This is a genomic window from Actinomycetospora sp. 2LY8.5 (assembly GCF_057180585.1).
The window spans coordinates 74296-100103 of sequence record NZ_JBXUHE010000013.1 but is presented as its reverse complement, the minus strand read 5'-3'; the positions used below and the strand labels follow the sequence as shown (position 1 = coordinate 100103).

The window sequence follows — 25808 nt, the reverse complement described above, 5'->3', positions numbered from 1 at the left end:
CTCCATCCCTCGACTACCCCCAAGCGTGAAAGTTCCTGCGCTGTGATCGGTATATGACTGCAGAAGATTCTGTAAATTTGCCGTATGCGTGAAGGATCGGACGATGCCGTGCCGTCCACAGCACCTTCGCCGAAGGATGTGCGGGGCCTCGACGAGGTCGATCGCGCGCTGCTGGCGCAGCTCGTCGCCGACGCCCGGGTCACCAACGCGGCGCTGGCCGAAGCGGTCGGCGTCGCCCCGTCGACCTGCCTCGCCCGGGTGCGGTCGCTGCGCGAGCGCGGGGTCATCCGCGGGTACCACGCGGACGTCGATCCGGCGGCCGTCGGTCTGCCGCTCCAGGCGATGATCTCGGTGCGGCTGCAGAGCGACTCCCGCGACCGCCTGGGCGAGTTCACGGGGCTGGTGCGCCGGCTGCCGGAGGTGCGCGACGTGTACTTCGTCGCGGGCGAGGACGACTACCTCCTACACGTCGCGACCGCCGGCACCGGCGCGCTGCGCGACCTCGTGGCGCGGCTCAACGGCCATCGCGACGTGGCGGGCACGGTCACCAGCCTGATCTTCGACCACCTCCGGGCGGTGCCGGAGCCCGGCTCGTAGGCTGCCGCCCGTGATCGTCGGCCTGACCTTCGTGGTCCTCGTGCTCGCGCTGGCGTGGGCGCTGTGGTGCGCAGTGTCCGCGGCCGTCGGCCAGGCCCCGACGGTGCACCACCGCATCGGGCTGCTGGTGCTCGAGGGCGTGGCGCTGGTCGTCGCGCTGGTGATCGTCGTCGGACTGGTCGTCGAGGGCGGGCGCACCACGGGCGCCGTCGTCGAGATCGTCGGCTACCTCGTCGCGACGCTGATCGTGCTGCCGATCGGGGCGGCGCTGGCCCACGGCGAGCGCACCCGGTACGGGTCGATCGTGCTGGCGGTCGCCGGCGTCACGCTCGCGGTGCTGTCGCTGCGCACGGGCCAGGTGTGGACGGTGACGGGTGCCCGCTGAATCGTCAGGGCGCTCCCTGTCCGGCGGCCCCGGGCGCGTGCTGCTCGTCGTCTACGTCGTGTTCGCGATCTCCGCGGGCGCCCGCGCGCTGTACCAGATCGCCGTGCAGTTCGAGCGCGCGCCGGAGGCCTACCTGCTCTCGGCGTTCGCGGCGGCGGTCTACCTCGTCGCCGCGGTCGCGCTGGGTCGTGGGGCGCGGCGGGTGGCGCTCGTGGCGGTGATCATCGAGCTGGTCGGCGTGCTCGGGATCGGGACCCTGTCGCTGCTGCGCCCGCAGGACTTCCCCGACCCGACGGTGTGGTCGGACTTCGGCATCGGCTACGGCTTCGTCCCCGTCCTCCTGCCGATCCTGGGCCTGCTCTGGATCCGCCGCGCCTCACGAACGTGAGCACTTTCCGGCGCTATAGCACCGGAAAGTGCTCACGAAGGAAGGCGCGGACGGCGGCGTTGAAGGCGGCGGGTGCCTCGAGGTTGGGGTAGTGCGCGGCCTTCTCGATCTCGACGACGTCGTGCGCGACCTCGCGGGCCGGCCGCTGGTGGTCGGGGGCGTCGAGCAGACCGACGACGGCGAGGACGGGGATGCGCAGCGCGCGGGCGCGCCGCGCCGCGTCCTCCACCGGCGTCGCCAGCACCGGCGGGCCGTCGGGCACGTGGTTCTCCAGCGTCGCGACCGTCATCGCCCGGACGTGCTCGACCACCGCCGGGTCGACGTCGTCGAGGGGCCGGTCGATCCCGAAACCCAGTGCGAGGAAGATCTGCATCCACGTCTCCGGGTCGCGGTCCTGCTCGGCCTGCCGCCAGCGGGCGAGCAGCTCGACGGTGGCGGGGTCGCGCCACTCCGGCTCCCCCGCGCCGGCGCCGCTGACGACGAGGCGCTCGACGAGCTCGGGGGCCTCGAGCGCGACGTCGACGGCGGTGCGGGCGCCCAGCGAGATGCCGACGAGCGCCGCCGGCCCGAGGGCGAGTGCGCGCAGGAGCGCGGCGACGTCGTCGGCGTGCCGGAAGGGGGCGGTCGGGGTCGGCGACGCGCCGTGGCCCCGGAGGTCGGGGGCGACGACGCGGTGGGTGCGCGCGAGCTCGGCGATCTGGGGGTCCCAGAGGCGGTGGTCCAGCGCGCCGCCGTGCAGGAGGACGACGGGCGGGCCGTCGCCGCGGTCGACGTGGTGCAGCATGACAACCAAGGTGTCATACCTGCCACCACTATGACAACATGGGTGTCATGAGCGAGCCCGGTACCCGCCTGGCCGCGGTGTTCGACGTCCTCGGACCGCTCTACCGGCGGGGCGTGCGTGCCGTGGAGCAGGAGGGCGGCATGCCCGTCGGGGTCCGCGCGGTCCTCGACGCGCTGGCCGGCTGCGGGGCGGCGACGGTGCCCGCGCTCGGGCGTACGCTCGCGCTCTCCCGGCAGTTCGTGCAGCGCTCGGTCGACGACGCCGCCGGGCGCGGGTGGGTACGCACGCGCGAGAACCCGGCGCACCGCCGCTCGGTGCTCGTGGAGCTCACCGCCGAGGGCGAGGAGGTGCTCACCGACGTCCGCGACGGCGAGCGCCGGGAGCTCGGGGCCGTCGAGGCGGACCTCGACGCCCAGCTCGACCCCGGCGACCTCGACGCCTGCCTGCGCGTCCTGCGCGCCCTGAGCACCCGCCTCACCGACCACCCCATGTGAGTACTTTCCGGGCCTGGAGGCCCGGAAAGTACTCACATGGGCCCGGTCAGCCCAGCCCGGTCCCCGAGACGCCGCGACGCCAGTAGCCGTCGAGGTCGACCGCCGCGGTGGGCAGGAGCACGCGCAGGCGCCGGCGCACCGGACGCAGCGCCCCCGCCTCGGCGCCCATCCACGCGAACCCGTCGCCCGTGGGCGGGGTGAACGCGGCGACGCCCTCGTCGAGCAGGGTCGTGGCGCCCGGCGCGGCGCCGTCGCGGTGGCGCCAGTCGACCGTCACGTGCGGCGGGACGTCGCCGAGGTAGCCCTCCTCGGCCGCGTCGGCGACCTCGGCCACGACGTGCACGGGCACCGTCGACAGCTGGTCGATCCACCGGGCGAGCGCCGGCAGCGCGGTCTCGTCGCCGCCGATCAGGTACCAGTCGCGCGGCTCCACCGCGAGGCTCGAGCGCGGCCCGTGCAGCCACAGCGCGCCACGCGGGTCCTCGGCCCACGTCCCGGCGAGCCCACCGCCGTGGCGCACCAGGTCGATCTCGACGACGCCGGCCGCGGGGTCATGACGGCGCAGCGTGTACTCCCGGTACGGCCGCGGAGTGCCGGCCGGGGGCACGACGAGCCCGCGCGCGTTGAGCGCGGGCTCCGGCGGCTCCTCGCCCGCGACCGCCGGGAAGAACACCTTCGCGTGGTCGGTCGGCCCCGCGACCGGCAGATCCTGCAGGTCGCCCGCGAGCCGGACCCGCCGCATCCGCGGGGTCAGGTCCCACGCCTCGACGACCTCCACCCGCCGCGGACGGAACGCCTCCGGGGTGTGCTCGACGTGCGAGACGATCGGGGCGTCGCGGACCACCATGCGCCCTACGTTAACGAGCCCGTCGGCGCAGGTACTGCTCGGTGAACCACGCGTCGCGCACGACCGTCGGCCCGAGGCGCTCGCCGGTGTCCACGACGCGGCGACGGGAGCGGTTCAGCGAACCCCGGACCAGCTCCTCCATGGCGCGGTGCAGCTCGGCGTCCTCGCTGATGCCCCAGCCGAAGTCGCCCTGCGCGTCCGCGGTGTAGCCGTCGAGCGACGTCAGCATCGAGTAGATCAGCCGGCCGATGGCGCGCCGTTTCTGATTGCGTTTCACAACTGGTTCGAGCGTAGCGGTTCGTGCTACGACTCGGGAATGCTCCCGTTGCTCGCCGACGCCGTCGGGCCCGATCACGTGCTCCCGGGCGACGACCCGTCCGTCGCGGAGCTGTGCGCCGACGAGGCGCTCGGTGTCCCGGCCGGCACGCCGGCGTACGTGGTGTGGCCGGGCGACCGTGACGAGGTGGCCGCGGTGGTGCGCGCGGCCCGCGTCGCCGGGGTGCCGCTCACCGCGCGCGGGGCCGGCACCGGGCTCTCCGGCGCGGCGACCCCCGACGACGGCGCCGTGCTCGTGTCGTTCGCGCGGATGGACCGGATCCTCGAGATCGACACCGCCGACGCCGTCGCGGTGGTCCAGCCCGGGGTCTCGCTCGCGGACCTGGACGACGCCGCCGGCGAGCACGGCCTGACCTACCCGGTGCACCCCGGCGAGACGTCGGCGTCCCTGGGCGGCACGGTCGCGACCAACGCCGGCGGCATGCGGGCCGTGCGCTACGGCGTCACCCGCTCGCACGTGCTGGGACTGGAGGCGGTGCTCGCCGACGGCTCGGTGGTGCGGACGGGCGGGAAGCTCACGAAGATCTCGTCGGGCTACGACCTCACCCAGCTGCTCGTGGGCTCGGAGGGCACGCTCGCGCTGGTCACCGAGGTGATCGTCCGGCTGCATCCGCGCCTGCCCGCGCGGCGCACGGTGCTGGCCCCGTTCCCGTCCGCGGACGCGATGATCGCGGCGGTCGGGTCGGTCGTGTCGTCGGGGCTGGACCCGGCGATCTGTGAGTACCTCGACGGGCCGACCATGCGCGCGGTCTGCACCGCCGCCGACCTGTCGCTGGGCCTGCCCGAGGACCTCGTCGACGCCCACCACCTGCTCGTCGAGCTCGCGGGACGGCGTCAGGAGCGGGTCGACGAGGACGCCGAGGAGCTCGCGGACGTGCTGTCCTCCGCCGGCGCCGCCGACGTCTTCGACCTGCCGGCAGGCTCGGCGCGCCGCCTCGTGGAGGCGCGCGAGAAGGCGTTCTGGGCGGTCAAGGCCGCGGGTGCCGACGAGATCGTCGACCTGGTCGTGCCCCGGTCGGCGATGGCGGCGTTCCTGTCCCGCGCCCGGGCGGCCGGCGAGGCGCACGGCTCGCGGGTGCTCGGGTGCGGGCACGCCGGCGACGGCAACGTGCACCTCGCGGTCTTCCAGCCCGACCCCGCGCTCCTGGGGAAGACCCTGTACGACGTCTTCGCCGCCGGGACCGCACTCGGCGGGGCGGTGTCGGGCGAGCACGGGGTGGGGCGCGCGAAGGCCCGTCAGCTCGCGGAGTTCGGCGATCCGGTGGCACTCGAGGTCGTCCGTCTCCTGAGGTCCGCCCTCGACCCCGACGGCACGCTGAACCCCGGGTGCTCGCTGCGCCGACCACGCTAGGGTCGTCGACGTGGCGGAGCTGGTCATCGCCCGCAACCCTGACGCGGGCTCGTCGCTGGGCTTCCTGCTCTGGCTGCCGCTCGGCGACGGCCTGGTGTTCCGCACCTCGGGCACGTGGCCGCGGACCAAGGCGCTGTACTGCCACCCCGCCGAGCCCGGGGAGTGGCCCGCCGACCCCGACGTCGTCGAACGCGTCGCGCTGCGCTCGTGCGCGCGGCGGGGCGCGGCGATCGACGTCGTGCTCGACCGAGCCCGCGAGAACCGGTCCCAGATCGTCTACACCCGCGGGCGCGGCCGGGACATGGTGTTCTGGCAGTCGCCGCGGACGCGGAAGCAGGCGCGACCGCAGGTCCGGACGCCGACGGCGCGGGCGCCCGGTGTGGACGAGTTCGAGATCGTCGTCGACGCCCACGAGCACTACCCGTACACGTTCCCGTCCCAGCAGGTGCGGACCGCCCGGCGCACGCTCCCGGCCGGCGACTACGGCGTGGTGCTCGGCGAGACGCTGGTGGCGTCGGTCGAGCGCAAGTCGCTGTCGGACCTGGTCTCTAGCGTCAGCAGCGGGCGCCTGCGCTTCGCCCTCGGCGACCTCGCCGCGCTCCCCCGCGCGGCGGTGGTCGTCGAGGACCGGTGGTCGCAGGTGTTCGCGCAGCGCCACGTCCGGCCCGCGCAGGTCGCCGACTCCCTCGCGGAGCTGCAGGTCCGGTGGCCGGCGATCCCGATCGTCTTCGCCGAGACGCGGCCGCTCGCCGAGGAGTGGACCTACCGCTTCCTGGCCGCCGCGCTGGTGTGGGCGCGCGACGAACACGCCGTCGGCACCCGGCTGCCGGGCGCGGTGCCCGAGCTGTCGGGCGAAGGGGCGCCCGAGCCGTCGACCGCGGAGGTGCGGGCGTGGGCCCGCGACCAGGGCATCGACGTGCCCGATCGCGGACGGCTCCGGCCCGAGGTGTGGGAGCGGTACCGGGCGGCTCACGGTTGTCCCGACGGGGATCACGACCGACACTCGTGAGCGTGGGCAACGATCTCGACGCCGTCGTCATCGGGGCCGGGTTCGCCGGGCTCTACGCGATCCACCGCCTGCGCGGGCTGGGCGTCTCGGTGCACGGGCTCGAGGCGGCCGACGGCGTCGGCGGCACCTGGTACTGGAACCGGTACCCGGGCGCGCGGTGCGACTCGGAGAGCTACTACTACTGCTACGCGTTCTCCCACGAGCTCGAGCAGGAGTGGGACTGGTCGGAGCGCTACCCGGGCCAGGCGGAGATCCTCTCCTACCTCGAGCACGTGGCCGACCGGTTCGACCTACGACGGTCGTTCTCGTTCTCGACGCGCGTCGTGTCGGCCTCGTGGGACGGTTCGCGCTGGGTGATCGACACCGAGGACGGCGCGCAGTGGACCTGCCGGTGGCTCGTGACGGCGGTGGGCTGCCTGTCGTCGGCGAACGTGCCCGACATCCCGGGGCTCGAGACGTTCGCGGGCGAGTGGCACCACACCGGGCAGTGGCCGCACGAGGGTGTCGACGTCACGGGCCGGCGGGTCGGGGTGGTCGGCACCGGGTCCACCGGCATCCAGGCGATCCCCGTGCTCGCCGCGTCGGCCGGGCACCTGACCGTCTTCCAGCGCACGGCGAACTTCAGCATCCCGGCGCGCAACGCCCCGTTGTCCGCATCCGAGGCGGCCGGGTACAAGGCCGACTACGCCACGATCCGCGCGGTCCAGCAGGCGTCCACCAACGGCCACCCGTTCGTCGTCAGCGACGTCGACACGCTCGCGCTGACCGACGAGGACCGTCGCTCCCACTTCGAGCGTGCCTGGGAGCGTGGCGGCCTGCGGTTCCGCGCGGCGGTGCGCGACGTGCTCGCCGACCCGGCGGTCAACGAGAGGGCCTCGGACTTCATCCGCGCGAAGATCCGTTCGACCGTCTCCGATCCCGTCGTCGCCGAGACGCTCGTCCCGCGCGACCACCCCTTCGCCACCAAGCGCCCGCCGATCGACACCGACTACTTCGAGACCTACAACCGCGCGAACGTGTCGCTGGTGGACGTGCGCGCGGACCCCATCGCGTCGATCACGCCGAGCGGGGTGCGGCTGGCATCGGGAGCCGAGCACCCGGTCGACGTGCTGGTGTTCGCCACCGGCTTCGACGCCCTCTCCGGCCCGCTGCTGCGTCTCGGCCTGCGGGGCGCCGACGGTGTGACCCTGGCCGACACGTGGGCCGAGGGCGCGGCGACCTACCTCGGGCTCGGCGTCGCCGGGTTCCCGAACCTGTTCACCATCACGGGCCCCGGCAGCCCGTCGGTCCTCACCAACATGCCGACCTCGATCGAGCAGCACGTCGACTGGATCGCCGACCTCGTCGCGCACCTGCGCGCCCACGACCTCGACGCCGAACCGACTCCCGACGCGCAGGCGCGGTGGGCGGAGCACGTGCGCGAGGCGGCCGACGCGACGCTGCTGCCGCAGGCGGCGAGCTCCTGGTACCTGGGCGCGAACGTGCCGGGCAAACCGCGCGTGTTCCTGCCCTACGCCGGCGGGTTCGCCCGGTACCGCGAGATGTGCGACGCGGAGGCGGACGCGGGATACCCGGGCTTCGCGCTGCGCGCGCGGCGGCGGGCGAGCGCCTGACGTCGCCGGGTGCTGTCCAGAGGCGCGCTGCGCATGATGGCCGGCGGTGCTGCCGCCCGCCGAACGTGCCGCTCGCGTGCGAGGCGCGGACCCGGCCCGTCGCGAGAGGCACTCTCCGCGTGATCATCGGGCCTCGCGGCCTGCCGACCGTGCCGCTCGTGCCGCTCGTGCCGCTCGTGCCGCTCTCGGCGGTCGCCGGTCGCGCCGGTCGCGCCGGTCGCGCCGGTCGCGGCGGTCGCGGCGGTCGCGCCGGTCGCGGCGGTCGCGGCGGGGCACCCACGTCGCCGACTCTCTCGTCGGCGTGTCGCGCCGCCGAGCATGTGGCGATCCTGGCGTCACACGCCAGCCATGCCGCATCGCTCGCACCCCGGAGATCGTGGCGGCATCCTGTGACCCATCCCGTGGCTCAGGAGGCGGTCTGGAGGGCCGGTCGGTCGGGGTGGTCGGCGCGGACGACCAGATCCGCGACGCTGACCGGGTCGACCTCGTCGGCGTAGCGCGCGTAGGCGGGCAGGGTCCAGGCCTCGTCGGCCGGGGTGCGGCGCTGGAGCACCGTCTCGGAGAGGGCGAGGTGCACCGCGAGCTCCGCCGGCAGCCCGCGGCCGAGCAGCAGCGGGCCGTCGACGACCACCACGCCCGACGCGGGCACCGGGACACGCGGCGCCCGCGCCGCCCGCTCGACCTCCACGTCCCACAGCCGGGGCAGGACCTCCCCGCTGCCGCCGGGCCCGAGCGGGGCCAGCACCTCGCGCACGAGCGCGCCCGCGTCGAGCCAGTCGTCGTAGAACGAGTCCGGGTCGGTGCGCCCGCGCTCGAGGCGCACCGACGCCGGGCGCAGGAAGTCCCACGCCGAGACCCGCACCACCGGCCGCGAGCGCACCCGCAGCGGGTCGACCAGTGCGTCGGCGAGCACCTCCGGGCGGGCCGGCGGCGCCCCGTCGACCAGGACCCGGACGTGACCCGGCCCGGCGCTCTCGATCGCTGCGACGAGCTCGGCGGCGAGGGCCTCGGGGGTCAGGGGGCGGATCGGCATCGACCCCATGATGCGGCAGCTCCGTGCCGCGCCGTGCCGCCCGGGACGCCCGTGCCGCCCGGGACGCCTACGTCGCCGTGCGCTCCGACCGTGCCGCGTCCCGGATCGCTTCCTGGCCGGCGTGGTCCTCGGAGGCGAAGTCGGCCTCGTCGGCCTCGGGCGGGCGCGGGTGCATCAGCAGCAGGGCGCCCAGCGAGATCACCGCGCAGATCAGGATGTAGATCGAGATCCAGAAGCTCGATCCGGTGGCGGCCAGGATCGCCGCGGCGATCAGCGGCGCCGGGCCGCCCGCGGTGATCGAGGCGAGCTGATAGCCCAGACCGGCGCCGGTGTAGCGGATGCCGGTGCCGAAGCTCTCGGAGATCAGCGCCGCCTGCGGCCCGTACATCATGTCGTGGAAGACCAGCCCGAGGATCATCCCGAGCAGGACGAGCCCGCCGGTCCGCGTATCGAGCAGCGCGAAGTACGGGAACGCGTAGAGGCCGGTGAGCACCACGCCGATGCCGTACACCAGCCGCCGCCCGATCCGGTCGGAGAGCCAGCCGAAGAACGGCACGCTGACGATGCCGATGCAGGCGGCGAAGATCAGGTAGAGCAGCAGGTCGCTGCGCTCGAGGTCGAGCTGCTGGGTGCCGTAGACCAGCACGAACGAGGTGAACAGGTAGAACGGCGCCTGCTCGGCGGTGCGCACGAACATCGCCTTGAGCACGTCGCGCCACTGGGTGCGCAGGGTCTCGGCCAGCGGCAGCTTCGCGACCTTGCCGGACGTCTTGACCTGGGCGAACGCGGGCGACTCGAGCACCGTGAGACGCACCCAGAGCCCGATGCCGATGAGCACCACGCTGGCGATGAACGGCACCCGCCAGCCCCAGGCGAGGAACTCGGGGCCGGAGAACTGCCAGACCACGAACGTCCCGAGCGCGAGCCCGATCGGCACGCCCGCCTGCGGCCACGCCGCCATGAGACCGCGCTGGCGCCGGTGGCCCCACTCCATGGCCATGAGCACCGAACCGCCCCATTCACCGCCGACGCCGATGCCCTGCAGCACGCGCAGCAGCGTCAGCAGGATCGGGGCGAGCACACCGATCGTCTCGTAGGTGGGCAGCAGGCCGATGACGACCGTCGCCCCGCCCATGAGCAGCAGCGTCGCGACGAGGCTGTACTTGCGACCGATGCGGTCGCCGTAGTGACCGAAGATCGCGGCGCCGATCGGCCGCGCGGCGAAGCCGACGAACTGCGTCGAGAACGCCAGCAGGACGCCGCCGGCCTCGGAGTTCGCGAAGAAGAGCGGACCGAACACGAGCGCGGCGGCCGTGTTGTAGAGGAAGAAGTCGTACCACTCGATGGTCGTACCGACGGTGCTGGCGACGACGGCCCGGCGCTTGAGCGCCCGACGGTCGGCTCCGGCGGGGAGTGTGCTCATGGCGGACTATGCTTGCCATCACACTCACACAGGGCAATAGGTCCGGTGCTCCGCGTGACTACGCCGTTCGGACCAGCCGCTCAGATCACCGAGAAGCGGTCGGTCAGCGGCTCCCCGTCGGTCCGGGAGATGACGCAGCTGACCTCGCGGCCACCGCGCGTGGCCCCCGCCGAGCCCGGATCGGCGAACGCCGCCTGGCTCGGCACCACGGCGGTCATCCGCAGGTCGTCGCGGTCGACGCCGCTCGCGCTGGGCACGAGCAGGTCGGAGTCGACGTACATCGCACAGTAGGCGCGCCCGAAGTCGGCCAGGGCGGCCTCGCCCGGGTACGACACCGCGCGGCCCTCGCCGATCGGCGCGGTCGACGCGACGACCTCGACGTCGTGGGGCGTGCCGCACTGGGCGTCGGCGGCCTCGCCGAACCCGCCGCCGCTCGTCAGCTGCCCGCGCGCGCACTGGCCCTCGAACAGCGTGAACTCCTCGAGATCGCCGCCGGGCCCGAACGTCAGCACCTCGGGTCCGGCGGTGAACGGGCGCCAGCCGGCCATCAGCGCGCCGACCAGCAGCACCACGAGGACGGCGCCCACGGTCCCGGCGGCGAGCAGCACACGTCGCGGTACGGCCGGGCGCGTCGTCCTCACGGTGCTCAGTTCTCCTGCTCCACGTGCAGCGCCTGCTCCTCGACGGTGCCCGGCTCGCGGTCGAGTCCGGCGACCTCGCCGATCGCGTCGTCGGCGGGAAGGCCCGTGGGCTCGGCGCTGCCGTGCGCGGACGAGACCCCGAGCTCGACCTCGCGCTCCTCGTCGGCCAGCAGTTCGGCCTCCGTGGCGCCGTCGCCGCCCTGCGTGTCCAGCACCGCGGCGCCGCCGACGCCGTCGACGGCGTTCGCCGGGTCGTCGACGGACTCGTCGAGCTCGTCGATCGGCGTGTCCGCGAGCGGCCGGTCCGGCGGCCGCTCGGTCTCGGCCTCGGGCTCCTCCTGCGGCAGGCGGTAGTCGATGCTGGGGGACTCGGTCTCCCACTCCTGGGTGCCGCCGAGCCGCACGTCACGGCTGTAGCCCTCGGGGGCGTCCATGCCGTCCTCGAGTGGGTCGGCCTCCATGCGGTCCTCGTCCAGGACGACGGACGGCTCGGCGTCGAGGGCGGTGATGTCGTTCTCCACCTCGGCCTCGATCCGGTCGACGGGCTCCTCGCTCACGCGTCCTCGCTCCTCATCGCGACAGCGGCGGACAGTCTCCGCCGTCCCGCAGCGTTTCCCGTCAGCGGGTCCCGTCATGCGCGGGGCACGACGGGTGAGGGACGCGAGCGACGAGCGGCTCAGCCACGGATGCGCGTGGTGCTGCCGCCCCACTCCTTCGCGCGGAGCTCGAACTTCTGGATCTTCCCGGTCGACGTCTTCGGCAGCTCGTCGACGATCTCGACGTCGCGGGGGGCCTTGTAGCGCGCGATGGCGCCCTTGACGTGCTCGATGATGGCGTCGGGCTCCGCCGACTGCCCGGAGCGCAGGATGACGAACGCCTTCGGCCGCTCGCCCCACCTGTCGTCGGGCACGCCGACGACGGCCGCCTCGAGCACCGCGGGGTGCGAGAGCACCGCCTGCTCCACCTCGACCGTCGAGATGTTCTCGCCGCCGGAGATGACGACGTCCTTGGCGCGGTCGCGCAGCTCGACGTAGCCGTCCGGGTGCATGACCCCCAGGTCGCCCGAGTGGTACCAGCCGCCCGCGAACGCCTTGGCCGTCGCGTCGGGGTCACGGAAGTAGCCGGACATGACGTTGTTGCCGCGCATGACGATCTCGCCCAAGGTCTCGCCGTCGTGCGGCACGTCGACGAGCTCGACCGACGCCCAGTCCGTGCCATCCCCTTCGGCAGCAGTCTCGCCGAGCGTCTCCACCACGCGCAGCGGCTCGGTCTGGAGCATCCCGACGCCCTGGCGCGCCTGCAGCTTCGCCCGCGCGTGCTCCTCCAGCCCCCGCCACTGCTCCTGCCACTGGCACACGGAGTACGGGCCGTAGGTCTCGGTGAGCCCGTAGACGTGCACGATCCGGAAGCCCATCTTCTCCATCTCGAGGATGGTGGTCGGGCTCGGTGGCGCCCCGGCGGTGGTCACGACCAGCGCGTAGTCCAGCGTCCGCGACTGCGGGGCATTCATGATCGTCGTGACGACGGTCGGGGCGCCGTTGAGGTGCGTGACCCGGTGCTCGCCGATGAGGTTCCAGATCGCGTCGCCGCGCACCTCGCGCAGGCACACGTGGGTGCCGCCGATCGCCGTGATCGCCCACGGCGTGCACCAGCCGTTGCAGTGGAACATCGGCAGCGTCCACAGGTAGACCGTCGACGGGTCGTGGTACGAGTGGACGATCTCGCCGAACGAGTTCAGGTACGCGCCGCGGTGGTGGTACTGGACGCCCTTGGGGCGTCCCGTGGTGCCGCTGGTGTAGTTGATGCTGATCGTGGAGCGCTCGTCGGCGATCTCCCAGGCCAGGTCCTCGCCCTGGTCACCGCGGAGAAGCAGCTCGTCCCACGTCGCCCCCTCGACGCTCGCTCCCGCGTCCGGACCCTGCGGGTCGACGAGGGTGACGACCTCGCGCACGGTCTCCAGCGAGTCCGCGACGGGTTCGACGGTGCCCCGCAGCGCCGAGTCGACGATCAGCACGCTCGCCTGCGAGTGGTCGAGGATGTAGCGGACCTCCTCGCTCGACAGGCGCGTGTTCACCGCGACGAGCACGGCACCGGCCAGCGGCACGCCGAAGTGCGCGACGAGCATCGGCGGCACGTTGGGCAGCAGGCAGGCCACCCGGTCGCCGGGCTGCACACCGCTCGCCCGCAGGGCGCGGGCCAGGCGCTGGGCCTGCTCGGCGAACTGGGCGTACGTCGTGCGCTGCGTCCCGTGCACGATCGCGGTCTTGTCGGGGTAGACGTCGGCGGAGCGGCGCAGGAACGCCAGCGGCGTGAGCGGGGTGATCCAGGTCTCGGGCACGGTCACGCCCCGGATCATCGCCCTTCGCCGTGTGTCGGGCCAGGGCTCTCCGCGTCACGTCGCGCGTAGTCGGGACGCTCGTCGGAGCCGGGCGCCGTCTCCAGTCCCTCGGCCGCCCAGGCACGGAAGCCGCCGACGACGTCGGTCGCCCGGTGCAGGCCGAGGTCCTGCAGGGCCGCCGCCGCGAGCGACGACGTGTAGCCCTCGGAGCACAGCACGATCCACTGCTGGTCGTGGTCGACGGCCGCGGCGACGCGGGCGTCGGACGCGGGGTCGAGGCGCCACTCGAGGTGGTTGCGCTCGATGACCAGCGCCCCCGGCACCGTGCCCTCGTCGAGGCGCTGCCAGCCGGGACGGATGTCGACGAGCCGCCCGCCGGCCTCCACCGCCGCGGCGGCCTCGGACGGGCCGAGGCGGTGCAGGCGGGCCCGGGCGTCGGCGAGGATCTCGGCGATCGTGGTCACTCGGGGGCCTTCATTCGGGGGCCTGTCCCGGCTCGATCAGCTCCGAGCGCGTACGGCGCAGCACGCCTGCCTCGACGCCGTAGTACGACATCGCGGACAGCGGCGGCGAGTAGGCGTGGACGCTGACCGCGGTCTCGACGTTGCGGTTGGAGACGTCGTGTACGTGCCCGAGACCGAACGCGACGGAGCGGCCGGGGTCGAGCGCGCGGCGGCGCAGGCCGGGGCCGCGGGCGGGCAGCTCCTCGGCGGGGCAGTTGCTGTCGTCGTCGGAGCCCGCGGTCCAGCGCCACTCGGTCAGCGAGCCGCGCACGACGGTCAGCGCGCCGATCGAGCCGCCGTGGTCGTGGAGCTCGGCGGCCTGGTCGGTGGCCCAGGAGATCAGCCAGACGTCGAGGTGGTCGTCGGCGTGCAGGCGCCGCGACCAGCGGTGCACGGGGTCGACCTCGACGGCGTGGCGGCCCGCGTCGACCTCGGCGGCCACCTCACGGGTGAGGGCGAGGAGGTCGGCGAGGCTCGCAGGGGTCGGGCCGTCCTGCCAGCGGCGCAGGTCGGGACGGCGCGAGCGGGGGCGGGTGAAGGTGGAGCGGTCGTGGGCGGGGTGGTCGACCAGGGCGGTCACGGAACTCGTCCTCCGGGAGTGCGGGCGTCCACGCACACACGCCCCCGGGCGTCGCCGGCGGGACGGCCGATCGCGGAGGGAGGTGCGGTGCGCGGGCGAGGGGACGTCGCGGCCGGACGGCACGCGACTTCGACTCGTCAGGCCCGGCAACACCGCTGGTCGAACACGTGCGCACGACGGCTCTCCCACAGGGGGCCGAGGAGGAAGTGCTGCACGCGCACATTTGACCACGAGGCCGCGTGTTCGTCACGTGCGGGTCCCGATCCGCGCCACCGCATCGGGCGGGGTGTCGGTGGGCGGACCTAATCTGGAGAGGTTCGGCCACCACCACGCCCGGAGGACACCACGGAGCGCACCCTTGCGCCGCAGACCCGCACGCGCGGCTGGGTCCGGCGTCTCGCCCGCGACTGCTGGCGCCACCGGGCGCTGTCGGTCGCCGCCCTCACCGCCTCCGTGTTCGGCGTCAGCCTCGAGGCCGTCGGTCCGCTGCTCATCGGCACGGCGGTCGACCGCGCCGTCGCCGGGTCCACCGACGGGCTGGGGTGGCTCGTCGGCGCGATGGCCGCCATCGCGGTGGTCCGCTTCGGCGCGGCCTTCCTGCGCCGCTACCTCGGCGGGCGGCTCTCGCTCGGGGTGCAGCACGACCTGCGGCGGCGGGTGTTCGGTTCGGTCGCGCGCCTCGACGGCCCGAAACAGGACGCCCTGCGCACGGGCCAGGTGGTCTCGCGGGCGAACTCCGACCTCCAGCAGGTCCAGGGCCTGCTCGGCATGGTGCCGCTGGTCGCGGGCACGATCGGCCAGCTCGTCGTGTCCGTCGGGATCATGCTGTGGCTGTCGCCGCTGCTCACGGCCGTCTCGCTGGTGGTGCTGCCGGTCGGCATGGTGTTCACCGCCCGGATGCGCCGCAAGCTCTTCCCCGCGACGTGGTCGGCGAGCCAGCGCGCGGCCGAGGTCGCCCAGCACGTCGAGGAGACCGTCACCGGCGTCCGGGTCGTCAAGGGCTTCGGCCAGGAGGCGCGGGAGGTCGGTCGGCTGCGCGCGGCCGCGCGACGCCTCTACGCCGAGCGGCTGCGCGCGGCGTGGCTCAACGCCCGCCTGACCCCGACGCTCACGGCGCTGCCCACGGTCGGTCAGCTCGTCGTGTTCGCCCTCGGCGGCGCCATGGCGGTGAACGGCAGCATCTCGCTCGGCGTGTTCATCGCGTTCACCTCCTACATCGCCGCGCTGGTCGGGCCGGCGCGCCTGGTCGCGGGCCTCGTCGTCACCGGCCAACTCGCCCGCGCCGGGGTCGAGCGCGTCTACGAGCTCATCGACTCCCAGCCCGAGATCGTCGACGCGCCGGGCGCCCGTACCGTGCCGGACGGCCCGCTCGGGGTGCAGCTCGACGACGTGCGCTTCGGCTACGCGCGCAGCGAGCCGGTGCTCGACGGGCTCACGCTGGACATCACGCCGGGCGAGACGGTCGCGCTGGTCGGCACCGCGGGCTCGGGCAAGTCGACGGTGGCCCTGCTCGCGCCCCGGTTCTACGACGTCCAGGGCGGCGCGCTGCGCATCGGCCCGCCCGACGACCTCGCGGACGCGGAGCAGAAAGGGGAGCACGCCGATAGGGGAGCCGGGCCATCGATGATCGACGTGCGCGACCTGCGGCTGGACTCCCTGCGCCACGCGGTGGGCGTGGTGTTCGAGGAGGCGTTCCTCTTCTCCGACACGGTGCGCGCCAACATCGCCTACGGGTGCCCGGACGCGACCGAGGAGCAGATCCGCGCGGCGGCCGTGGCCGCGCAGGCCGACGCGTTCATCAGCGAGCTGCCCGAGGGCTACGACACCCGCGTCGGCGAGCGCGGGCTCACGCTCTCCGGCGGCCAGCGCCAGCGCGTCGCCCTGGCCCGCGCCCTGCTCTACGACCCCCGGGTGCTCGTCCTCGACGACGCCACCTCGGCGGTCGACGCGAGCACCGAGGCGGCGATCGGCGAGACGCTGCGGGCGGTCACCGCGCAGCGCACCACCATCGTCATCGCCCACCGGCGCTCCACGCTCGCGCTCGCCGACCGCATCGCCGTCCTCGACGGCGGCCGCGTGATCGACGTCGGCACCCGCGCCGAGCTCGAGGGCCGGTGCCGGCTGTTCCGCGAGCTGCTCGCGGGCCCGGCCGAACGGATCGACGAGACCGGGCGGGTCCCGGACGAGTCGCCCGAGGTCACCCCGGGTCTCACCCGCTCGCTGTGGCCCGACGACCCCGACCCCGACCGGCCCCTGCCGGCGCCGGAGCCGGTGACCGTCGCGGCCGGGTCGGAGGCGCTCGCGGGCGGCATCGACGGCGGGGCGTCGCCGGAGATCCGCACGCAGCTCGACCGCCTGCCGCCCGCCACCGAGCAGCCGACGCTGTACGGCGAGGACCCGACCGCACCCGACCCCGCGTTCCGCCTCGGCCGGCTGCTGCGCCCGGTGCGCTGGGCGCTGCTGCTCGTCGTCGTGCTCCTCGGCCTCGACGCGGCCGCCACCGTCGCCTTCCCGTCGCTGGCCCGCCTCGCGGTGGACGGCGGCATCCAGGCCCGCTCCCTCGACGTCCTCTGGCTCGCGGTGGGGCTGGGGGTGGTCGCGGTCGCCGTCGACTGGTTCGTGGTCGCCGCGCAGACCGTGCTCACCGCGCGCATCGGCGAGGGTAGGCTCTTCCTGCTGCGCACCCGCAGCTTCGCGCACCTGCAGCGGCTCGGCCTCGACTTCTACGAGCGCGAGCTCGGCGGCCGGATCATGACGCGGATGACGACGGACGTCGACGCGCTGTCGACATTCCTGCAGACCGGGCTCGCCCAGGCCTTCGTGGCCGTGCTGACCATCCTCGGGGTGGCCGTCGCGCTGCTGGTCACCGACGTCGAGCTGGCGCTGGTCGCGCTCGCGGTGATGCCGGTGCTGGTGATCGCCACGGTGATCTTCCGCCGGATGGCGTCGGTCGCGTACGCCGAGGCGCGCGAGCGGGTCAGCGTCGTCAACGCCGACCTGCAGGAGAACGTCGCGGGCCTGCGCGTCGCGCAGGCGCACACCCACGAGGACCGCTCGGCGGCCACGTTCGCCGACAACAGCGACGCCTACCGCCGGGCGCGGCTGCGCGCCCAGCGTCTCATCGCGACGTACTTCCCGTTCGCGGCGATGCTGTCGGACCTCGCGCAGGCGGTCGTGCTCGGCGTCGGCGCGGCCCGGGTGGCCACCGGCGGCCTGTCCCCCGGCGTGCTCGCCGCGTTCCTGCTCTACCTCGCGATGTTCTTCGGGCCCGTCCAGCAGCTCTCGCAGGTGTTCGACGGTTACCAGCAGGCGCGCGTCGGCCTGACGCGCATCGCCGAGCTGCTGCGCACCCCCACGTCGGTGCCCGCGCCGGAGCACCCGGTGGTGGTCGACGACCTGCGCGGCGAGGTCGAGCTGCGTGACGTCGGCTTCTCCTACGCCGGCGCGAGGACCCCGGCGCTCGCCGACTTCTCGCTGCACGTGCCGGCCGGGCGCACGGTCGCGCTGGTCGGGGCGACGGGGGCCGGCAAGTCGACGGTGGTCAAGCTCGTCGCCCGCTTCTACGACGCCTCGTCGGGCACCGTGCTGATCGACGGTGTCGACGTCCGCGACCACGACCTGCCGACCCTGCACCGGCGCCTCGGCGTCGTGCCACAGGAGGCGCACCTGTTCGTCGGCGACGTCGCCACCAACATCGCGTACGGCGACCCCGATGCCACGCCCGCGCGCATCGAGCAGGCCGCCCGCGACGTCGGGGCGCTGGACATGATCGCCTCGCTGCCCGGCGGCTTCCGCCAGCCCGTGGGCGAGCGCGGCGGCGGTCTGTCGGCCGGGCAGCGCCAGCTCGTCGCGCTGGCCCGCGCCGAGCTCGTCGACCCGCGGCTGCTCCTGCTCGACGAGGCCACCGCGGCCCTGGACCCCGCCACCGAGGGCGCGGTGCTGGCGGCCGGCGAGCGGCTGTCGCGCCGCGGAGCGGGCGGAGCCGGCACCGTCGAGACCGCGCCGCGCACCACGTTCGTCGTCGCCCACCGGCTCGCCACCGCCGCGCGCGCCGACCACATCGTCGTCATCGACGGCGGCCGGATCCTCGAGGAGGGCACGCACGACGAGCTGCTCGCGAGGGACGGTGCCTACGCGCGGCTCTGGCGCGCCGGGGCCGGGACGGTCGACGACGCGGTCGGCGAGGGCGGGCTCGTCGGCCCGGACGGCGACCTCGCCCGCGCCGGCTGAGCACAGCTTTCGGGGCTCACGGGCCCAGCGGTTCGATCGCGGGACATCGGCAGATGGAGGACGGGAGCGTCCGGTTCCTGATCACCGGCGGCAACGTCACCGTCGACCGGCCGGGCGCCGCCAACCCCGACGTCCAGGGCCGCATCGAGCACGACGGGAGCGGGCTGAGCCTGACGAAGGGTGACACGAAGGTCGAGCTGACCGACTTCGTCATCGACCCGGGCAACCCCGCGACGCTCAACGGCAAGGTCAGCGCCGGCGGTCAGACCCTCGCCGAGTCCGCCGTGCTCGTCGACCTCGACGGCTCGACGCTCCAGTGACCACGTCTCCGTGGAGCACACCATGATCGAGCCCGGCGCGTCACGTGACCCGGACGGCGTGCACCACGAGGTTGTCGGTGTAGCTGCGCTCGCCGCGGTCGAACTCGCCCGCGCAGGTCACCAGTCGCACGACGTCGGTCGCCGTCGCCCCGAACACCGCGAACGTCGGGAACGCGTCCTTGGCGACCTGCTCGGTGCGCTCGATCGCGTACCGCGCCACCGAGCCGTCCGACCGGCCGACCTCGACGACGTCGCCGGGCCGCAGGTCACGGAGCCGGAAGAACACGGCGGGCCCGCTGCGCGAGTCGACGTGCCCGAGGAGCACGGTCGGGCCGCGCCCGGCCGGGATCGGGACGTCCGCGGGCGTGGCCCCGCGGCGCTGCGCGGCGAGGGTCCGGTCGAACCACCCGACGCGCGCGTGGTCCTGCGGGACCTCGGCGGTGCCGTCGGGAGCCACGCCGAGCGACAGCACCTCCGGCTCGTCGACCCCGATGGCCGGGACGCGGACCGACGCCGGCACGATCGGGTCGGGAGCGGCCCGCCCGGTGGTGGCGGCCCGGGACGCGTCCGCGCCGCCGGGACCGTCCGGAACGGCGCCGGCACAGCCGGCGAGCAGCAGGACGATCCCGGCCAGCGCGAGCGCGAGACGCATCGTCAGGAACGGCTGCCGCGGCGGCGCAGGGCGAACGCTGCCACGGCGGCGGCCACGAGAGCACCGGCGCCGAGAGCCGCAGGCGCGGCCCCGCTCACCCCGGCCCCGCTCACCCCGGCCCCGCTCACCCCGGCCCCGCTCACCCCGGCCCCGCTCACCCCGGCCCCGGTCTCGACCCCGCCCATCGGCACCGCCATCAGCTGACCGCGCACGGCGCCGGCGGAGTACTCGCCGGTGTGGGTGTCACCGAAGAACGCCGAGGGGTTCTCCTCGATCTGCCGCACCGTGAAGCTCGTCCCGGTGTCCTGGCCGTTCGCCATCACCCCGGTGGTGAACGGCCCCTGTAGACAGCCCGAGCTGGTGCGGGTGTCGCCCTCGCCCTCCGGGTTCGGGAACGCGATGCGCGGCGGACCGGCGGCGCCCTCGGCGGCCTCGTGGATGTGCGTCGCCGTGCGCGCCGGGCTCTGGTACTCGCCAGTGATGCCGTTCAGCGTGAGGTCGTAGCAGATGACGTCCTCCTCGCTGTTGATCCGGTAGTTGAAGGTGCCGGTGGCCCCGGGCTGGCCGGGCGCCGGCTGGCCGTTGTTCCCGATGACGGTGTCGGGGGTGGCCATGACGGTGAACATGCTGGTGAAGGTGTCCGGCTCGTCGACCGGGGTGTCGGCCAGCGCGGTGCCGCCGCCGAACAGGACCGCGCCGGCGGTCAGGACGGAGAGCGCGGCGAGCTTCGGGAGTGCACGGCGCACGAGGGGCCTCCTGGTGGGCGAAGTGTCCGGATCACCCGTCTCTACGGAGCCCTCGCCCGCGGCGTTCACACGACGACGAGAACGTGACGACGAGAAAGTTCGGTGAACGGGCGCGGCACCACCGCCGTATCCACCGCCGTGACGCGCGGCGCCCCTCTCCCCGTCGTGCCGGCACCCGGGCACGTCACGGGGCGGTCACACGCCGACGATCAGGATGCTCCGAACGGCAGACCGCGCAGGGGGGAACGGGTGACCGACGCAGCAGGCACGGCGCGCGCTGCCGTGAACCTGCGCCGCATCGAGGACCTCGAGGCGGCCTACCGCGATCACGCCGGCGAGCTCGAACGGTTCGCCCTGCGCCAGCTGCGCGATCCCGGGGCGGCGGCCGACGTCGTGCAGGAGGTGTTCGTCCGCGCCTGGCGGCACGCCGAGCACTACGACGCCGCCGTGGCGAGCCTGCGCGTCTGGCTGTTCACGATCGCGAGGAACGTCGTCGTGGACCACGTCCGCCACCACCGCAGCCGCCCGGGGACACCGACCGCGCCGGGCGACCTGTCGCGGGTGTCCGAGCGCTCCGCCGTCTCCCGCAACGACCCCGGCGACTTCAGCGACGACCTCGTGACGTCCTGGTTCGTCGAGGAGGCGCTCACCCGGCTGAGCGACGACCAGCGTCGCGCCATCGTCGAGACGTACGTGCGCGGGCGGCCGTACGCCGAGGTCGCCGCGGAGCAGGACGTGCCCGTCGGCACACTGCGCAGCCGGGTGTTCTACGGGCTGAAGAACCTGCGGCACATCATGGACGACATGGGAGTACCGCTGTGAGCACCACTCCCGACGGCCCTGCGCACGACATCCTGCGCGAGCAGCTGGGCGCCCATGCCCTGGGCCAGCTCGGGGACGGCGAGCGCGCCGAGGTGGACGCGCACCTGGCCGGCTGCGCGTCCTGTCGCGCCGAGCTCGCCGAGATCGCCCCGCTGGCCGGTCCGCTCGCCCGCCTCGACCCGGACGCCACCCCGGCCCCACAGGCCCCACCGGGGGACTTCGCCGCCGTGAGGGGCCGTCTCCGGCAGGAGGACGCCGTGGTGGCCCCGCTCCCCACGAGCTCGACGCGCGGACGCCGGCGGGTCCCGCTGCTCGGCGCCGCTGCCGTGGCGGCGATCATCGGGCTCGCCGGCGTCGGCATCGGCGTCGTCGCGAGCGCGGCGGGCGAGCCCCCGGTCGAACCGGCCGCCGTCCAGGCGCTCGATCCGGGCATCCGCGCGGACGCCGGCACGATCGACCACACCTGGGGGGTCGAGGTGGTGCTCACCGCCTCCGGGTTCGTCGAGGGGCAGCGGTACGAGGTCACGGTCCTCGACCGGGCCGGGCGGCCCGTGCCCGCGGGCGCCTTCCGGGGCACGGGCGCGGCGGAGATGGTCTGCCGGCTGAACTCCTCGGTGCTGCGCGAGCAGGCGGGCGGGTTCGTCGTCACCGACGCCGACGGTGACGAGGTCCTGCGCTCGCATTTCGCGTGACGTGACGCACCCAGCGTGTCCGTGCGGCGGCCCTGCGGCACCGATCGTGGGGCGAGCCACCGCATGGACCGGTGCAGTAGCCGACAGGGCACCGACCCCGTGAGGTGTCAAGCGCTAATCTGGACACGCTTGCGACGCCACCGCGACGACTGATTGAGGCGATTTCGAGTCGTGTCGAGTAGTAGCCCGACCGCCCAGTTCGGACCCAACGAGTGGCTGGTCGACGAGATGTACCAGCGCTACCTGGCCGACCCCAACTCCGTCGACGCCGCGTGGCACGACTTCTTCGCCGACTACAGCCCCGACACCGCGCCCGACGAGGCCGGGGCGCACGCGAGCGCCGGCAACGCGGCCAACGGCACCGCCCCGCTCTCCGCCGAGACGGCCGAGCCCCTCGGCGCGTCCGCCAACGGCGAGGCCCGCGAGGACACCGCCCCGGCGCCGCGCCCGGCCGCGGAGAGCACGCAGGAGAGCACGCAGCAGGCCCCCAGCGAGAAGGCCCCGGTGACGAGCGCGCCCACCCAGTCCACCGGCACCTCCTCGGGCAGCTCCTCCGGCACCTCCTCCGGCACCGAGGGCACGGCCAAGCCCCCGGCGGGCACCACGAGCCCGGCCAAGTCGGCGCAACCCGGCGCCACCAACGGTGCGGTCGAGACCACGAAGCCGCTGCGCGGGGCGCAGAACGCGATCGCCAAGAACATGACGGCGTCGCTGCAGCTGCCGACGGCGACGAGCGTGCGCGCCGTGCCCGCGAAGCTACTGGCCGACAACCGCATCGTGATCAACAACCACCTGCGGCGCACGCGTGGCGGGAAGGTGTCGTTCACCCACCTGCTCGGGTACGCGATGGTGCGCGCCCTCGCGGACTTCCCGAACATGAACCGGCACTTCGGCGAGGACGAGAAGGGCAAGCCCGCCGTCATCGACCCCGGTCACGTCAACCTCGGCCTGGCGATGGACCTGCCGGGCAAGGACGGGTCGCGCTCGCTGGTCGTGGTGGCGCTCAAGGGCACCGAGAACATGAGCTTCGCCCAGTTCTGGGCGGCCTACGAGGACATGGTGCGCAAGGCCCGCACGGGTTCGCTCACCACGGAGGACTTCTCCGGCGTCACGATCTCGCTGACCAACCCGGGCACGATCGGCACCAACCACTCGGTGCCGCGGCTGACCGTCGGCCAGGGCACGATCGTCGGCGTCGGCGCCATGGAGTACCCCGCCGAGTTCCAGGGGGCGAGCGAGGAGAAGCTCGCCGACATGGGCATCAGCAAGATCATCACGCTGACGTCCACGTACGACCACCGGATCATCCAGGGTGCCGAGTCCGGCGACTTCCTGCGCCGCATCCACCACCTCGTGCTCGGCGAGGACGGGTTCTACGACGACATCTTCGCGTCGCTGCGGATCCCCTACGAGCCGATCCGCTGGCGCCAGGACCTGCCGTCGTCGCAGATCGACCGCACCGCGCGGATCATCGAGCTGATCGACGCGTACCGCACGCGCGGCCACCTCATGGCCGACACCGACCCGCTGTCGCACCCGCAGCGCAAGCACCCCGACCTCGACATCGCGTCGCACGGGCTGACGCTCTGGGACCTCGACCGCGAGTTCCCCGTCGACGGCTTCGCCGGCCGCGACTGCATGAAGCTGCGCGACGTCCTCGGCGTCCTGCGCGACTCGTACTGCCGCACCATCGGCATCGAGTACATGCACATCCTCGACCCCGAGAAGCGCGCCTGGCTGCAGGAGCGCATCGAGCGCCCGCACGAGAAGGTGCCGGTCGCCGAGCAGAAGTACATCCTCTCGAAGCTCAACGCGGCCGAGGCGTTCGAGGCGTTCCTGCAGACCAAGTACGTCGGGCAGAAGCGCTTCTCGCTCGAGGGCGCCGAGACCGTCATCCCGCTGCTCGACGCCGTGCTCGACACGGCCGCCGCGCACGAGTTGGACGAGGTCGTCGTCGGCATGCCCCACCGCGGGCGGCTCAACGTGCTGGCGAACATCGTCGGCAAGCCCGTCTCGCAGATCTTCCGTGAGTTCGAGGGCAACCTCGACCCGGGCCAGGCGCACGGCTCCGGCGACGTGAAGTACCACCTCGGTGCCGAGGGCAAGTTCTTCCGCATGTTCGGCGACGGCGAGACGACGGTGTCGCTGACGTCGAACCCCTCGCACCTCGAGGCCGTCGACCCCGTGATGCAGGGCATCGTGCGGGCCAAGCAGGACATGCTCGACAAGGGGCCCGAGGGCTTCACGGTCCTGCCGGTCGCGCTGCACGGCGACGCGGCGTTCGCCGGCCAGGGCGTCGTGGCCGAGACGCTGAACCTGGCGCTGCTGCGCGGCTACCGCACCGGCGGCACCGTGCACGTGATCGTCAACAACCAGGTCGGCTTCACCACCGCGCCCGAGCACACGCGCTCGACGCACTACTGCACCGACGTGGCGAAGATGATCGACGCGCCGGTCTTCCACGTGAACGGCGACGATCCGGAGGCCTGCGTCTGGGTGGCGCGGCTGGCGGTGGAGTTCCGCGAGCGCTGGAACTCCGACGTCGTGATCGACATGATCTGCTACCGCCGCCGCGGTCACAACGAGGGCGACGACCCCTCGATGACCCAGCCGGAGATGTACGACGTCATCGACGCCAAGCGCTCGGTGCGCAAGACCTACACCGAGTCGCTGATCGGCCGCGGCGACATCTCGCTCGACGAGGCCGAGCACGCGCTGCGCGACTACGGCAGCCAGCTCGAGCACGTGTTCAACGAGGTCCGCGAGCTCGAGAAGGCCGACCCCGAGCCGAGCCCGTCGGTCGAGTACGAGCAGGCCGTGCCGAACTCGCTGCAGACGGCGGTACCGCTCGACGTCATCCAGCTGATCGCCCGGGCGCACACCGACCTGCCCGAGGGCTTCGCGGTGCACCCGCGCGTCAAGCCCGTCCTCGAGCGGCGCGCCAAGGCCTCGACCACCGGCTCCGAGGAGGGCATCGACTGGGCGTACGCCGAGCTGCTGGCGTGGGGCTCGCTGCTCATCGACGGCAAGCTCGTGCGCCTGTCGGGCCAGGACTCCCGGCGCGGGACGTTCGTGCAGCGCCACTCGGTGGTCATCGACCGTCACGACGGATCGGAGTACGTGCCGCTGCGCAACCTGACCCCCGACCAGGGCCGGTTCATGCCCTACGACTCGGCGCTCTCGGAGTTCGCGGCCGTGGGCTTCGAGTACGGGTACTCGGTGGCCAACCACGAGGCGCTGGTGCTGTGGGAGGCGCAGTTCGGCGACTTCGTCAACGGCGCCCAGTCGATCATCGACGAGTTCATCTCCTCCGGCGAGGCCAAGTGGGGTCAGACCTCCGACGTCGTGCTGCTCCTGCCGCACGGCCACGAGGGCCAGGGCCCGGACCACACCTCGGGGCGCATCGAGCGGTTCCTACAGCTGTGCGCCGAGGGGTCGATGACGGTCGCGCTGCCGTCGAGCCCGGCGAACTACTTCCACCTGCTGCGCCGCCACGCCACCGACGGCGTGCGCCGCCCGCTGGTCGTCTTCACCCCGAAGTCGATGCTGCGCAACAAGGCGGCGGTCAGCCCGGTGGAGGACTTCACCACCGGCGGTTACCGGCCGATCCTCGACGACCCGGCCTTCGCGTCCGGGGGCACCGAGGGCGTCACGCGGCTGCTGCTCTGCGCCGGCAAGATCTACTATGAGCTGGTCGCCGCGCGCGAGAAGGCGGGCCGCACGCACGACACCGCGATCGTGCGCATGGAGCAGCTCTACCCGGTCGCCACCGCCGAGCTCTCGGCGGTGCTCGAGCGCTACCCGAACGCGCAGTCGGACGTGCGCTGGGTGCAGGAGGAGCCGGCCAACCAGGGCGCGTGGCCGTTCCTCGGACTGTGGCTCGACGAGAAGATGGACGGCAACGCGCCGCGCCTGCGCCGCGTCTCCCGGCGCCGCATGGCCGCCCCGGCCGCCGGCGTCGCGAAGGTGCACGAGGTGGAGCAGAAGGCGCTCATCGCCGAGGCGCTGTCCGACTAGGTACGGA

Annotated in this window: 24 protein-coding genes; 12 read left to right on the top strand and 12 right to left on the bottom strand. The window is 73.7% G+C overall.

Annotated features, from left to right (window positions below; translation table 11 throughout):
- The first annotated feature begins 108 nt into the window (after positions 1-108).
- From AC2A1K_RS16755 to AC2A1K_RS16745, 3 genes are read left to right on the top strand one after another with little or no spacing between them, the layout of a single operon-like run.
- The gene (locus AC2A1K_RS16755; protein ID WP_483897431.1) at positions 109-597 is read left to right on the top strand and encodes an Lrp/AsnC family transcriptional regulator; all 489 of its coding nucleotides are present in this window, start codon (positions 109-111) and stop codon (positions 595-597) included.
- Positions 598-607: 10 nt separating this feature from the next.
- Positions 608-982, top strand: coding sequence for a hypothetical protein (locus AC2A1K_RS16750; protein WP_483897430.1), 375 nt, complete (start codon positions 608-610; stop codon positions 980-982).
- The gene (locus tag AC2A1K_RS16745) at positions 972-1370 is read left to right on the top strand and encodes a hypothetical protein (protein WP_483897429.1); all 399 of its coding nucleotides are present in this window, start codon (positions 972-974) and stop codon (positions 1368-1370) included. The genes AC2A1K_RS16750 and AC2A1K_RS16745 overlap by 11 nt, the downstream gene beginning before the upstream one ends.
- Before the next feature lie 13 nt (positions 1371-1383).
- Here AC2A1K_RS16745 and AC2A1K_RS16740 read toward each other — a convergent pair whose 3' ends face one another.
- On the bottom strand, positions 1384-2154 hold the full coding sequence (locus tag AC2A1K_RS16740) for an alpha/beta fold hydrolase (RefSeq protein WP_483897428.1): 771 nt from the start codon (positions 2152-2154) through the stop codon (positions 1384-1386).
- A 47-nt stretch (positions 2155-2201) separates the two neighbouring features.
- Here AC2A1K_RS16740 and AC2A1K_RS16735 point away from each other — a divergent pair, with 47 nt between their 5' ends.
- Entirely contained in the window at positions 2202-2648 is a 447-nt protein-coding gene (locus AC2A1K_RS16735; protein WP_483897427.1) for a MarR family winged helix-turn-helix transcriptional regulator, read from the top strand.
- Between the two features lie 46 nt (positions 2649-2694).
- Here the strand turns inward: AC2A1K_RS16735 and AC2A1K_RS16730 are convergent, their stop codons facing one another.
- Both AC2A1K_RS16730 and AC2A1K_RS16725 read right to left on the bottom strand, forming a co-directional pair.
- The gene (locus tag AC2A1K_RS16730; protein WP_483897426.1) at positions 2695-3495 is read right to left on the bottom strand and encodes a siderophore-interacting protein; all 801 of its coding nucleotides are present in this window, start codon (positions 3493-3495) and stop codon (positions 2695-2697) included.
- Positions 3496-3505: 10 nt separating this feature from the next.
- Positions 3506-3772: a hypothetical protein gene (locus tag AC2A1K_RS16725; RefSeq protein ID WP_483897425.1), complete on the bottom strand. Its 267-nt coding sequence runs from the start codon at positions 3770-3772 to the stop codon at positions 3506-3508.
- Between the two features lie 39 nt (positions 3773-3811).
- On the opposite strand from AC2A1K_RS16725, the gene AC2A1K_RS16720 reads away from it, so the two are divergent.
- From AC2A1K_RS16720 to AC2A1K_RS16710, 3 genes are read left to right on the top strand one after another with little or no spacing between them, the layout of a single operon-like run.
- A complete protein-coding gene (locus AC2A1K_RS16720; RefSeq protein WP_483897424.1) occupies positions 3812-5182 on the top strand; it encodes an FAD-binding oxidoreductase in 1371 nt (456 codons plus the stop codon).
- Between the two features lie 10 nt (positions 5183-5192).
- Positions 5193-6191: an ERCC4 domain-containing protein gene (locus AC2A1K_RS16715; RefSeq protein ID WP_483897423.1), complete on the top strand. Its 999-nt coding sequence runs from the start codon at positions 5193-5195 to the stop codon at positions 6189-6191.
- 2 nt (positions 6192-6193) lie between these two features.
- Positions 6194-7804 (top strand): flavin-containing monooxygenase, encoded by a 1611-nt coding sequence (locus AC2A1K_RS16710; RefSeq protein ID WP_483897422.1) that lies wholly within the window; start codon positions 6194-6196, stop codon positions 7802-7804.
- A 406-nt stretch (positions 7805-8210) separates the two neighbouring features.
- Here the strand turns inward: AC2A1K_RS16710 and AC2A1K_RS16705 are convergent, their stop codons facing one another.
- The 7 genes from AC2A1K_RS16705 to AC2A1K_RS16675 all read right to left on the bottom strand — a co-directional run bounded on the left by AC2A1K_RS16705 (position 8211) and on the right by AC2A1K_RS16675 (position 14322).
- Complete coding sequence (locus AC2A1K_RS16705) at positions 8211-8837, bottom strand: nucleoside/nucleotide kinase family protein (protein WP_483897421.1); 627 nt, start codon at positions 8835-8837, stop codon at positions 8211-8213.
- 67 nt (positions 8838-8904) lie between these two features.
- The gene (locus AC2A1K_RS16700; protein ID WP_483897420.1) at positions 8905-10260 is read right to left on the bottom strand and encodes an MFS transporter; all 1356 of its coding nucleotides are present in this window, start codon (positions 10258-10260) and stop codon (positions 8905-8907) included.
- A gap of 80 nt (positions 10261-10340) precedes the next feature.
- Entirely contained in the window at positions 10341-10901 is a 561-nt protein-coding gene (locus AC2A1K_RS16695; RefSeq protein WP_483897419.1) for a hypothetical protein, read from the bottom strand.
- A gap of 5 nt (positions 10902-10906) precedes the next feature.
- On the bottom strand, positions 10907-11458 hold the full coding sequence (locus AC2A1K_RS16690; protein WP_483897418.1) for a hypothetical protein: 552 nt from the start codon (positions 11456-11458) through the stop codon (positions 10907-10909).
- A 119-nt stretch (positions 11459-11577) separates the two neighbouring features.
- Positions 11578-13257 (bottom strand): acyl--CoA ligase family protein, encoded by a 1680-nt coding sequence (locus tag AC2A1K_RS16685; protein ID WP_483897417.1) that lies wholly within the window; start codon positions 13255-13257, stop codon positions 11578-11580.
- Complete coding sequence (locus AC2A1K_RS16680; RefSeq protein ID WP_483897416.1) at positions 13254-13703, bottom strand: rhodanese-like domain-containing protein; 450 nt, start codon at positions 13701-13703, stop codon at positions 13254-13256. Before AC2A1K_RS16680 ends, AC2A1K_RS16685 begins: the two co-directional genes overlap by 4 nt.
- Before the next feature lie 10 nt (positions 13704-13713).
- Positions 13714-14322 (bottom strand): cysteine dioxygenase, encoded by a 609-nt coding sequence (locus AC2A1K_RS16675; RefSeq protein ID WP_483897415.1) that lies wholly within the window; start codon positions 14320-14322, stop codon positions 13714-13716.
- A gap of 453 nt (positions 14323-14775) precedes the next feature.
- Between AC2A1K_RS16675 and AC2A1K_RS16670 the strand changes: the two genes are divergently transcribed.
- Entirely contained in the window at positions 14776-18552 is a 3777-nt protein-coding gene (locus AC2A1K_RS16670) for an ABC transporter ATP-binding protein (RefSeq protein ID WP_483897414.1), read from the top strand.
- Between the two features lie 53 nt (positions 18553-18605).
- On the top strand, positions 18606-18872 hold the full coding sequence (locus AC2A1K_RS16665) for a hypothetical protein (RefSeq protein ID WP_483897413.1): 267 nt from the start codon (positions 18606-18608) through the stop codon (positions 18870-18872).
- A 40-nt stretch (positions 18873-18912) separates the two neighbouring features.
- Here the strand turns inward: AC2A1K_RS16665 and AC2A1K_RS16660 are convergent, their stop codons facing one another.
- Positions 18913-19524: a class F sortase gene (locus AC2A1K_RS16660; RefSeq protein WP_483897412.1), complete on the bottom strand. Its 612-nt coding sequence runs from the start codon at positions 19522-19524 to the stop codon at positions 18913-18915.
- 2 nt (positions 19525-19526) lie between these two features.
- Complete coding sequence (locus tag AC2A1K_RS16655) at positions 19527-20270, bottom strand: CHRD domain-containing protein (RefSeq protein ID WP_483897411.1); 744 nt, start codon at positions 20268-20270, stop codon at positions 19527-19529.
- Positions 20271-20519: 249 nt separating this feature from the next.
- Between AC2A1K_RS16655 and AC2A1K_RS16650 the strand changes: the two genes are divergently transcribed.
- The 3 genes from AC2A1K_RS16650 to AC2A1K_RS16640 all read left to right on the top strand — a co-directional run bounded on the left by AC2A1K_RS16650 (position 20520) and on the right by AC2A1K_RS16640 (position 25801).
- Entirely contained in the window at positions 20520-21092 is a 573-nt protein-coding gene (locus AC2A1K_RS16650) for a sigma-70 family RNA polymerase sigma factor (RefSeq protein ID WP_483897410.1), read from the top strand.
- Positions 21089-21784 carry a zf-HC2 domain-containing protein gene (locus tag AC2A1K_RS16645; protein ID WP_483897409.1) on the top strand — a complete coding sequence of 232 codons (696 nt, stop codon included), beginning with the start codon at positions 21089-21091 and terminating at the stop codon, positions 21782-21784. Before AC2A1K_RS16650 ends, AC2A1K_RS16645 begins: the two co-directional genes overlap by 4 nt.
- Positions 21785-21955: 171 nt before the next feature.
- Positions 21956-25801, top strand: coding sequence for a multifunctional oxoglutarate decarboxylase/oxoglutarate dehydrogenase thiamine pyrophosphate-binding subunit/dihydrolipoyllysine-residue succinyltransferase subunit (locus AC2A1K_RS16640; RefSeq protein ID WP_483897408.1), 3846 nt, complete (start codon positions 21956-21958; stop codon positions 25799-25801).
- The last annotated feature ends 7 nt before the right edge of the window (positions 25802-25808 follow it).

Coding starts and splice junctions, on each gene's coding strand:
- AC2A1K_RS16720 (WP_483897424.1), top strand. CDS start 3,812: ATGCTCCCGTTGCTCGCCGACGCCGTCGGGCCCGATCACGTGCTCCCG.
- AC2A1K_RS16730 (WP_483897426.1), bottom strand. CDS start 3,495: ATGGTGGTCCGCGACGCCCCGATCGTCTCGCACGTCGAGCACACCCCG.
- AC2A1K_RS16700 (WP_483897420.1), bottom strand. CDS start 10,260: ATGAGCACACTCCCCGCCGGAGCCGACCGTCGGGCGCTCAAGCGCCGG.
- AC2A1K_RS16705 (WP_483897421.1), bottom strand. CDS start 8,837: ATGCCGATCCGCCCCCTGACCCCCGAGGCCCTCGCCGCCGAGCTCGTC.
- AC2A1K_RS16660 (WP_483897412.1), bottom strand. CDS start 19,524: ATGCGTCTCGCGCTCGCGCTGGCCGGGATCGTCCTGCTGCTCGCCGGC.
- AC2A1K_RS16735 (WP_483897427.1), top strand. CDS start 2,202: ATGAGCGAGCCCGGTACCCGCCTGGCCGCGGTGTTCGACGTCCTCGGA.
- AC2A1K_RS16665 (WP_483897413.1), top strand. CDS start 18,606: ATGGAGGACGGGAGCGTCCGGTTCCTGATCACCGGCGGCAACGTCACC.
- AC2A1K_RS16685 (WP_483897417.1), bottom strand. CDS start 13,257: ATGATCCGGGGCGTGACCGTGCCCGAGACCTGGATCACCCCGCTCACG.
- AC2A1K_RS16740 (WP_483897428.1), bottom strand. CDS start 2,154: ATGCTGCACCACGTCGACCGCGGCGACGGCCCGCCCGTCGTCCTCCTG.